This is a genomic window from Oleiphilus sp. HI0086 (assembly GCF_001635225.1).
On record NZ_LWFZ01000657.1, the window covers coordinates 1 to 10404 of the forward strand.

Sequence of the window (10404 nt, forward strand, 5' to 3'; positions counted from 1 at the left end):
TGGCTATTACTGGACCTTTATTATTAGTGGTCTTGTTGCGCTCGCCGCCGTATTTTTTGTTTACTCTCTCAGATTTAAAACTAGTCATTTTAGCTAAGTTTTAGTCAGTTATATCTCTTGTTTTTATACGCGCTGATTGTTTTGCCAATTACTTGGAATCGGTGTCGAAAAAAAAATTCCCTATAAGTTGGTGGAATGAAGAATTTGCGTCTATGCTTTGTTTTAAGTGTATTTGCAGCTCTCCGAAATTATTCAGAGCGGCGGATCTAGAAAAACAACATGGCTAACAAGGTTCTGTTGGGGCTTAGCTTGTCATGTAGTACAACATCGATTTGATCTTAGGCTTTATTGGTTTCACCAAACAAGAAAAATCACTTGAACTGAGCCTAAAGATTAATAATCTCAAAGTAACGGAGTAGCGTTCGATGACGAAAAAAACACAGCGGTTGCATAAGTTTGCAAAGCTGCCTTTAGCAGCGGCAGTCGCGGCCACATTGTCAGCACCTGCTAGCGCCTTTCAATTTTATATGGGCGATATAGAAGCAAGTTTTGATACTAATATTAGTGCTGGCTCGAGTTGGAGAGTAGAAGGTAGAGACGACCGTCTGATCGGAACAGGTAATGACGGGTCAGGTTTCTCTATCAATACTGATGACGGTAACCTTAATTTCGATAAGGGTGATGCCTATTCGCAGATCGTCAAGGGTACCAGTGACTTTTTAGCCACTTATGAAGACTGGGGTGTATTTGCTCGTGCAAAGTATTGGTATGACTTTGAGCTAAAAGATGGCGACAGAGCTACGGATGCCAATGGTTATCAACGTCAATTAAGTAAGAATGGTCAAGCGAACGCGTCTGGCGGAGAAATCATGGATGCGTATATCTGGAAAGATTTCTGGTTTGGCGATACACCTCTTAACCTTCGTTTAGGTAAGCAGGTAGTCAGCTGGGGTGAAAGTACCTTTATCTTTAACGGTATTAACGTTATTAACCCAGTAGATATTGGTGCTATTCGAGCACCGGGAGCAGAAATTAAAGAAGCGCTGATTCCAGTGAACATGCTATACGGTTCACTGGGCTTAACGGATGATATTACGATTGAAGCGTTTATTCAGCTAGAGTATGAGCCTTCGCGAATTGATGATTGCGGAACCTACTTCTCTACAAATGATTATGTAGCCGATGGTTGCGGCCCTGTTTGGGGTGCTAACTTCATGACTGAAGAGTGGAACCAGGGTGGACAAACCGGCTTGCAGAGAATGTATGATGACAAGCCCGATGATACTGATCAGTTTGGTATTGCTTTACGCTGGTTTGCTGCAGATTTGAATGAAACAGAGTTTGGTTTCTACTTCTTGCAATACCATAGTCGCTTACCAATTGTTGGTGGTAGAGTCGGTACCGACGTTGATAGCGACGGTGCGATAGATAGTGATGAACAGTTTTCGACTGCTGAGTATCAAATTCAGTACCCTGAACAGATTCAAATGGTAGGTCTCAGCTTTAACACGACTGGGCCTGGTGGTATTTCATTAGGTGGTGAGTATAGCTTCAAGCATGATATGCCTTTGCAGTTCAACTCTCCAGACTTAGTGCTTGCAACGAGAGGTAACGTTGTATCGCCTATCGTTACTAGTAGAGCAACTGACAGTAACGGCGATGGAACGATAACTTCGGATGAATTAGCGCCTTTATATGGAAGTGTCCAAGCGGGTTATGACGCTTATGATGTATCGCAGATTCAGATGACCGCCATTAAGTTTGTTGATCAAATTTGGGGTGCGAGCCGTCTAGCCTTTGTTGGTGAGGTGGGTGCTACATATGTTCATAACTTACCTGATACTGATGAAATCCGCTATGGTCGGACTGATCAGTTAGGTTATGGTCAACTGACTGACGATCTCGTGGGTGAGCTAACTTGTCAAGGCGTTCTGGCCAGCTCAAACCCAACCTATACAGGTCCATGCGATGATGAGGGTTATGTTACTGGCTTCTCTTGGGGTTACCGTATGAGAACCTCATTACAATATAACGATGTTTTTGCCGGTGTGAATATGACGCCACAGGTCGCTTGGAGTCATGATGTGAAAGGTTATGCGCCAGGTCCTGGTGCTAACTTTATCGAGGGGCGTAAATCTCTTGGCTTGTCAGTCAGAGCAGATTACTTAAACCAGTACAGTGCAACCTTGGCGTATACCAATTACTTCGGTGGAGGGGTTCATAACACAATCTCCGACCGAGATAGTCTTGCGCTTAGTGTTTCGTACTCATTCTAATAACCCATTGGCTTGGTTTAACGAGGTAGTCTAAATGAAAATGATAAAAACTTTGTGTGCCATTGGTGTTGTTGCTGCAAGCTTTAGTGCGGCAAATGTCATGGCAAAAGTATCACCAGAAGAAGCGGCGAAATTAGGGAATGAATTAACGCCAATTGGTGCAGAAAAAGCAGGGAATGCAGATGGAACAATTCCTGAGTGGACGGGTGGTGTAGAAGCACCTGCTGATTATAAGGTGGGTGAACCTTATCCGGATCCTTTTGCTTCGGATCAGGTCTTGTTCACGATTACTAAAGACAATATGGCTCAGTATGCAGATAAGTTGTCTGATGGTCAGAAGAAGACCCTGGAGCGATACTCTACTTATAAAATGAAGGTGTATCCTACTCATCGTTCAGTTGGTTATATTGATAAATTCGGTGAGTATTTCAAGCATAATGCGACTAATGCTGAAATGGTTGATGACGGGAATGGCGTGCAAGGCTATAAAGGTGCAATTCCTTTCCCAATTCCAAAGAATGCTAAAGAAGTTGTTTGGAACCATATTATGCGTTCAAGAGGGGGAAGCTTTGTTCGTGACTACGTACAGGTTACACCTACTGAATCAGGAGACTTCTCACCAATTCGTTTCGTAGAACATTATTCTGAGCGATTGGAATTGACGGATGCTGCAAAGAATGGAGATAAAAACGTCTTTTGGTATTTTAAGCAGCGCGTAGCTTCACCGGCTCGTTTGGCGGGTAACGTTCTACTTATCCACGAAACAATTGACCAAGTTAAAGAACCACGTAGAGCGTGGGTATATAACGCTGGTCAGCGACGTGTTCGTCGAGCTCCTCAGGTTGCATATGATGGACCAGGAACCGCGGCGGATGGTTTGCGTACTACCGATAACTTCGATATGTACAATGGCGCGATGGATCGATATGACTGGGCTCTAGAAGGAAAGCAGGAGCTATACGTTCCTTATAATTCCTATGCGATGGATGATAAGAGTATCAAGTATGACGATATCATCAAAGCAGGTCACCTAGATCAAGAAGTGATGCGATACGAGCTGCACCGGGTGTGGAAAGTTACCGGTACCCTTAAAGCAGGGCAGCGTCATGTATATTCAAAGCGTACTTTCTATATTGATGAGGACTCTTGGGCAATCCTAGTTGCAGATCATTATGATGGTCGTGGAGAGCTATGGCGTTTTGGTGAGGCTCATAACAAGTTCTTTTATGATGTGAAAGCTCATATTACAACAGCAGAATCGTTGCACGACTTGTTGTCTGGTCGATATATTGTAGGTGGTTTAGCTAATGAGATTCCTATTCGCTATGACTACTCAAAGAGCTTTAAGAGTAAGGACTTCACGCCTGCGGCATTGCGTCGTTCAGGTAAGCGTTAAAGTTTAGCTAATTGATTGATTCAAAACCGACTACTAAGTAGTCGGTTTTTTTTTGTCAGAATTCTGAAGCTTTTCTTTGTAAAACCTGAAAAAGCTTCCTATATTTATGAAAGAAGATTACCCATAAAACCTAAATACTTATTAAACTTAAATGAGTTGAGCTGTATCTACCTGTTTCAAGGTGCGCCGAAAGGGATTTGACGTAAGGCGTGAATTGGAGCAGTAAGTTGTATTTTTTAGGTAACTAGTGCCTCGGATATAGGAGACAACCGTGTCAAAAAAGTATGGCGTCATTGTATACAATACATCAACTATCAGTGATTCAATTCGTTCCCTTCAGTTAGACTTCAAGTTAACGCATTGCCAGACCTATGAAAGCTTATTGACACACGCTGCATATAGCGATAATCAATTGCTTTTGATAGATGATATGCCCGGCAATAACTCCCATTTAGCTTTTTTAGACAAAATTAAGAGCGAATGCCCACTAGAACTTGAGTCTATGTCGGTTATTGTGCTTAGCCGCAATATGGAGCTTGATCAGCGACTTCTAGCGTGTGAGCTAGGTGCTGATGATTGTATGTCCACAGAGCTTAGTCATGATGACATGGTGACACGTATTCAGAGCACAATTTTCAATGCGATTGCTAACAAACAGCTTAAAGACCAACTTAGAGCCGCTTCAGATGTTGCAATGGCGGCTATGGCTAGCACCGGAGATCTGGGTGCCAATATCCAGTTTTTACTGGACAGCTATCAATGTCAGAACTTTGATCAGCTAGGTCAGTTATTGTTCCAAAGCCTTAATCACTATGGGATTAGTTGTAGCCTGCAAATGCGAGGTAAATACAAGGTTAAAAACATGGAAGCAAACGGCATGGAACGAACAATGGAGTCTCGCTTGTTAAGTGAGTTGAAAGATGCCGGTCGCTTTTATGATTTTGGCAACCGTACTGTGATCAATTACAACCGTGTGTCGATTCTCATTAAAAATATGCCACTTGATGATCCCGAGAAGTATGGTCAGATTAAAGATAATATTTTTGCGCTTCTACAAGGAACCGATGCAAAAATAGAGGCTTTGGATATGCAGGCCGATATTTATCTAGAGCATCAATCTCAAGAAACGCTGATACGGCGTATGGAGAGTGGTATAGAGAACCTAGGCTCTCAATATCGTGATATGACAGTCCAGATTGCTGGTGTTGTCAATCAGCTGGCTGACTCCTTCGAGCAATCGATGCAAACCTTGTTGCTCACTGATGAACAGGAAAAGATTCTCTTGGAGCGCTTGGAAACAGGAAAAAACAATGTCTACGATATCTTCGAGCACTTCTCTCATATGGATGATGACCTGTCTGCCATTCTTAAAATGTGCGCACCAGAGGAGGTCGCGGGGATCGAAGTGGGGAAGGCTTTGTGTGAAGAGGGGAATAAGGCTGGAAATGTTCGGCCCTTAAAGTCAGGGACAACGCCCTAGCTGGCTAGAAAAACTGAGCATCTATTTATTCAAGACATAAAAAAGCCAGCAACTAAGCTGGCATTTTTATGTCTTGATAGGCTTATAACCAATAAACAAAGAAGTAAAGGCCTAACCAGACGACATCAACGAAGTGCCAGTACCATGCAACGGCTTCAAATGCGAAGTGCTTATCTGAGCTGAAGTGCCCCTTCAAGCTTCTTACTAGAATAGCAATTAGCATGATAGTACCAATCGTCACGTGCATGCCATGAAAACCGGTTAACATGTAGAAGGTCGACCCGTAGATACCTGAATTAAGTGTCAGGTCTAAAGCATTGTAGGCATGGCTATATTCGTATGCCTGGAAACCAAAGAAAATCAAACCCAATAAAATTGTTGCTGCTAAACCGATGATAAGCTGGTTTTTCTTATTATGCTTTAAAGCATGATGTGCCCAGGTAAGTGTTACTCCGCTGGAAAGTAATATGACTGTATTATATAGCGGGATGCCACCAGCGCCCATAGCCTCTTTGGTTTGGATGTAAGACTCTCCTCCATCAGGAGTTGTAAGTAAGGGCCAGGACGCCTTAAAACCTTCCCATAGAAGGTTAGACGAGCCAAGGTGACCTTCACCGCTGAGCCAGGGGAGTGAGATTTCTCGAAGGTAAAATAAGGAGCCAAAAAGTGCTACAAAGAAAAATACTTCTGAGGTGATAAACCATATCATTCCTTGTCTAAAGGAAATATCTACCTGAGGGCTGTATTTACCACCCATGCTTTCGTCAATCACGTCACTAAACCAGCCATAGAAGAGATAGGCAACAATAGCTAGCCCCGTCCAAATCATATATGTACCCGCATCGACGTCATTAACCCAAAATGCGACACCGAGTACTGTAAAAAATATTCCCATTACAGCAATAATGGGCCATTGGCTGCCGTGGGGGACGTAATAACTGTCAGAACCTGCTGTGCTCATAATGTCCTCTTTATTTTAATTGTTTGTACCATTAGCTATTCAAATAGTTTGCTTGTCGCCAGCTTTATTCAAAGTCTTCTTTGAGTCGCTGACAGAGGGTAATGCGTCTTTATTAGTTTTCAGTGAGTCGTCTCTGTTTGTGTTCATAATGGTATAAGATAAAGTTACCGTTTGAATGTCTTCAGGTAGATTCGGGTCGAGAACAAACTGTAAACCCATGTCTTTTGATTCGCCTGCTTGAAGGGTTTGAGTCTCAAAGCAGAAACATTCCATTTTCTTTAAATGTTGGTTTGCTTGCCATGGTGTAACCCCAGGTATTGACTGGGTTTCAACTGGCTGCGAACTGTTGTTCTTAAAGAAATAGCTGGTACTGACTCGTTCGCCAAGCTTCACCTTCATGGTTTTCGCTTCAGGTTTGAATTCCCATGCCATATTGCCATTTATAGTCGAGTCGAATTGAACCGTTACGGTTCTTAAAGACTGACTAAGTTCTTCGCTACTTAGTTCAGAAATCTCAGAGCGCCCACTGTTACTATCGATGCTATTGATACCGGCGACATCGCATACGAGTTTGTATAACGGCACCATCGCAAAGGCAAAGCCAAACATAAGCACTGTTAACATTGCGAGCTTTAGTGCGGTTTTCTTGTTTTGTTTTACTGGTACTTCACTCATGTTATGCACCCACGGCTAAAGTTTGGCTGACGCCATAGGCGGCAATGCATAAGCTTGATATCGCAATGCCTCCAAGAATTAGCGCGGTGCGAATATTTGACTTCTTTAATGCTTGTTCGCTTTGTTGGTTCATAATCAAAACTCTTTTTGTTGTTAAGTATCTAGCCTTGGGCTCTTTGTTAAAGCACCCAAGGCCAGATTCTGGTTTTATTTGACCGTAGGAGGTGTTTCAAAGCTATGGAATGGTGGAGGAGAGGGTAGCGTCCACTCCAGGCCAGGTGTACCGATCTGAGAACCTTCCCAAGGCTGAGCTGGAGCTTTCTCGCCACCACGTATAGTTTGAATAATGATGTAGACAAAGAGTAGGTGAGATAGGCCGAAGATAAAGGCACCAATGCTCGATATCTGGTTAAACTCAATAAACTGCACGCTGTAATCAACGATACGGCGTGGCATACCCGCTAAGCCCGAAAAGTGTTGAGGGAAGAACGTCAGGTTAAAGCCGATGGTTGTCCACCAGAAAAAGATTTTACCCAGCGTTTCGTTATACATATGGCCAGTCCACTTTGGCAGCCAATAGAATACACCTGCGTAGAGCCCGAATAGTGCGCCGGGTATTAATGCGTAGTGAAAATGTGCGACCACAAAGTAGGTGTCATGGTATTGCAAATCTGCAGGTACAACCGCCAGCATGACACCTGTAGTTCCTGCAAATGAGAACATCACAATGATGGCAATGGCGAAGAGCATGGGTGTTTCAAAGGTAATAGAGCCACGCCACATCGTTAAGATAAAGTTGAACAGCATTAGGCCAACGGGGATCGAGATTAAAATTGTACCAATCATAAAGTAGTTGGTCGCGAGGACAGACATGCCAATGGTGTATTGATGGTGAGCCCATACGACCATACCCAAGACCAGCAGAATACCCATAAACCAAACTAATGGGCGGTAGCCAAACAAAGGCTTACGGCAGAATGTTGGAACAATAACACCTAAAACTCCGATAGAAGGTAGTAATAGTACATATACTTCCGGGTGACCAAAGAACCAGAATAAATGCTGGAATAACACAGGGTCGCCGCCGCCAGCAGCGTCGAAGAAACTGGTACCGAAGTGACGGTCAAACAAAAGCATGGTTACGCCGCCAGCAAGTGCTGGCATGATCATAATCAATAGAATTGCTGTAAATAGCCATGCCCAGACAAACAAGGGTAGTTTCATCATATCAAGGCCGGGAGCGCGCATATTCAATACCGTTGTAACGATATTGATGGCAGCGAGTATCGATGATATGCCTAATACATGAAGAGTAAAGATCAGCAGATCCATCCCCATTCCCGCTTGAACAGATAAGGGAGGGTACAAGGTCCAGCCTGTATTGACGGGGGCGCCGCCACCGAAAAACGGTACGATGACTGACAAAATAAGCAGGGCAGCCCCGGCGGGTAATAGCCAGAAACTCAAGTTATTTAAGCGTGGCAATGCCATATCTGGCGCACCGATTTGAAGTGGGATCATCCAATTCGCCATACCAGCTGCGGCAGGCATGACAACACCAAAGACCATAATCAAGGCATGTGTAGTGACCATGTTATTGAAAAGGTCAGGCTCCAAAAACTGCAAGCCAGGAAAGTACAACTCTGCTCTAATGAGCATTGCCATACCACCACCCAAAAATAACATAATGAGAGAAAACACCAGGTACATGGTACCAATATCTTTATGGTTAGTGCTGAATAACCAGCGGCCTATACCCTTCGGTGGCTCATTGTGGTGATCATGATCGGCGCTTGAAACGTCCTGATTTTGTTCATCAATTGTAATAGTAGAACTCATTGATTATCTCCTCCTAGCGCGCCGCTTTGACATCAGCTGGTTGCACAACATCACCTGTGTTATTACCCCAGGCATTTCTTTCGTAGGTTACGATTGCTGCCACTTCCAGGTCATTCAACTGAGCGCCCCAAGCAGCCATGGCTGTACCCGATACACCCTTGATTACGACTTCAAGATGTTTAGCGGGGTCGCCTTTGGCAATTTCGCTACCAGCCAGCGCTGGAAATGCGGGGGGAACACCAGAGCCATCGACTTGGTGGCAGGCTCCGCAGTTGGTGTTGTAGAGGGACTCGCCCCGAGCCATTAATTCTTGCATTGGCCAGACAGTGTCTGAAGAAGCTTCCTTCTCTTTCGCTATCTTGATTTCCTTTTGCTTTGTCATCCATGAATCAAACTCGCTACCGGCAATCGCTTCAACTTGAATGGGCATGAAAGCGTGCCCCGTACCACAGTTTTCGGCACATTGGCCGTGATACGTGCCAGCCTTCTCGATAATAGTCCAGGTTTCGTTGATATAGCCGGGAATGGAGTCTTTCTTAACCGCAATTGCCGGAACCCACCAAGCGTGAAGAACATCGGTTGCGGTATGAAGGAAACGAATTCGTCGGTCAGTAGGTAGGTAGAGAGGGTTATCCACCATTCTTAAATAGCGATCACCAGCTTGTTCCTCAGGCAGTAGGTTACTGACGATCTTAATATCGTCTTCCATGTACTCGTATGTCCACTTCCATTGGGAACCTGTCACTTTAATTGTCAGGTCTGCTGGGGTCTTATCTTCAATTAAGTCAAAGGTAGAGCTTGCGCTGCCAGCAATACTTAAATCAATAGCGAGTACAATAATCGGCACCAGAATCCAGGACCATGTGCCAAACTTGCTGTTATGAAATTCTTGGTCGGCTTCGTAATTTTTCGACTTTCTGAATTTGAATATGGAGTAAAAGATGACGACGGTGACGAGGATCATAATGATCAGTGCGATGTAGGCCGTCATCATATGGAGGTCAAATACTTCCCGTGTTACAGGAGAGACTGGCTCAGGAAGGTTAAGAGCGTATTCAGAAAATACATTCCTGGAGGCAAGCAAAAGACTTGGCATGGCAATAAGCATGCTGAGCTTGCGTAAACGATTTGGCATCCGTTGATCCTCATCAAAGGCATACCAGATTCTGAGTCGAAGTGAATTTGCCGAACTTTATTCGTTAAGGGGCATAATCACGTCTTTAACCGTTGTGTGGCAAATCAAGATGTCAAAAATATCTAGTTATTATTTTCAATCTGGCCTGTTCTATTTATGTAATGCGGAACATTTTTAGAGGCCGACAACATTGCTACTACTTAAAAAATAAAACGATAACCTAGTTACTTAAAGTATCTGAAACCAATAAGGTTATTCCAGAATTTGGCTATGGTTTGTTTTAATGATGAAATCGAGAAGCAGGGTTTATAGCAATCTGCTTAGTCAGAAGCAGCTCTATAAGAAGCACGGCTTACGTTTCATCCCCTTTATTATATTTGTTAGTGATTCTTTCTAAGTCGTGTAACACTTTTATGCTTGTTTAAGCATAGTAGGAAACTTTTATTTTGTACTAATTATTTAGTCTCCATGGCTGCACATTATTTACTGTTCTTAGTGAGAGATGCAAGCCTAATCTTTGAACAGTGAATAAAATGCGACTTATGCCATTAAATAACTGGATTCGGTGTGATAACGGCCTTTTTTACACTGACCCCAATTATTTGATAGGATCCTGAGCGACACAATAAATATAATAATGAG

8 protein-coding genes are annotated in these 10404 nt (G+C 43.5%); 3 read left to right on the plus strand and 5 right to left on the minus strand.

The annotated features are described in order from the left end of the window. Window positions 1–425: 425 nt before the first annotated feature. The 3 genes from A3756_RS09345 (at window position 426) to A3756_RS09355 (ending at window position 5152) form a co-directional block, all read left to right on the plus strand. A complete protein-coding gene (locus tag A3756_RS09345; RefSeq protein ID WP_068553387.1) occupies window positions 426–2276 on the plus strand; it encodes a DUF1302 domain-containing protein in 1851 nt (616 codons plus the stop codon). Window positions 2277–2310: 34 nt separating this feature from the next. Further along, window positions 2311–3672: a DUF1329 domain-containing protein gene (locus A3756_RS09350; protein WP_068553388.1), complete on the plus strand. Its 1362-nt coding sequence runs from the start codon at window positions 2311–2313 to the stop codon at window positions 3670–3672. Window positions 3673–3943: 271 nt separating this feature from the next. Beyond that, on the plus strand, window positions 3944–5152 hold the full coding sequence (locus tag A3756_RS09355; RefSeq protein ID WP_068515583.1) for a hypothetical protein: 1209 nt from the start codon (window positions 3944–3946) through the stop codon (window positions 5150–5152). An 82-nt stretch (window positions 5153–5234) separates the two neighbouring features. Here A3756_RS09355 and A3756_RS09360 read toward each other — a convergent pair whose 3' ends face one another. From A3756_RS09360 to coxB, 5 genes are all read right to left on the minus strand, one after another. Further along, on the minus strand, window positions 5235–6113 hold the full coding sequence (locus A3756_RS09360; protein WP_068515580.1) for a cytochrome c oxidase subunit 3: 879 nt from the start codon (window positions 6111–6113) through the stop codon (window positions 5235–5237). Between the two features lie 39 nt (window positions 6114–6152). Beyond that, window positions 6153–6788 carry a cytochrome c oxidase assembly protein gene (locus A3756_RS09365; RefSeq protein ID WP_068515577.1) on the minus strand — a complete coding sequence of 212 codons (636 nt, stop codon included), beginning with the start codon at window positions 6786–6788 and terminating at the stop codon, window positions 6153–6155. 1 nt (window position 6789) lies between these two features. Next, the gene (locus A3756_RS28980; RefSeq protein WP_255374912.1) at window positions 6790–6921 is read right to left on the minus strand and encodes a hypothetical protein; all 132 of its coding nucleotides are present in this window, start codon (window positions 6919–6921) and stop codon (window positions 6790–6792) included. A 74-nt stretch (window positions 6922–6995) separates the two neighbouring features. Beyond that, window positions 6996–8627 (minus strand): cytochrome c oxidase subunit 1, encoded by a 1632-nt coding sequence (locus A3756_RS09370; RefSeq protein WP_068515574.1) that lies wholly within the window; start codon window positions 8625–8627, stop codon window positions 6996–6998. Window positions 8628–8640: 13 nt separating this feature from the next. After that, window positions 8641–9762: a cytochrome c oxidase subunit II gene (gene coxB / locus A3756_RS09375; RefSeq protein ID WP_082865175.1), complete on the minus strand. Its 1122-nt coding sequence runs from the start codon at window positions 9760–9762 to the stop codon at window positions 8641–8643. Window positions 9763–10404 lie beyond the last annotated feature (642 nt).

Excerpts from the sequence above, each read along its gene's own strand:
- A3756_RS09345 (WP_068553387.1), top strand. The coding sequence starts at position 426 with ATGACGAAAAAAACACAGCGGTTGCATAAGTTTGCAAAGCTGCCTTTA.
- A3756_RS09350 (WP_068553388.1), top strand. The coding sequence starts at position 2,311 with ATGAAAATGATAAAAACTTTGTGTGCCATTGGTGTTGTTGCTGCAAGC.
- A3756_RS09360 (WP_068515580.1), bottom strand. The coding sequence starts at position 6,113 with ATGAGCACAGCAGGTTCTGACAGTTATTACGTCCCCCACGGCAGCCAA.
- A3756_RS09365 (WP_068515577.1), bottom strand. The coding sequence starts at position 6,788 with ATGAGTGAAGTACCAGTAAAACAAAACAAGAAAACCGCACTAAAGCTC.
- A3756_RS28980 (WP_255374912.1), bottom strand. The coding sequence starts at position 6,921 with ATGAACCAACAAAGCGAACAAGCATTAAAGAAGTCAAATATTCGCACC.
- A3756_RS09370 (WP_068515574.1), bottom strand. The coding sequence starts at position 8,627 with ATGAGTTCTACTATTACAATTGATGAACAAAATCAGGACGTTTCAAGC.
- coxB (WP_082865175.1), bottom strand. The coding sequence starts at position 9,762 with ATGCCAAATCGTTTACGCAAGCTCAGCATGCTTATTGCCATGCCAAGT.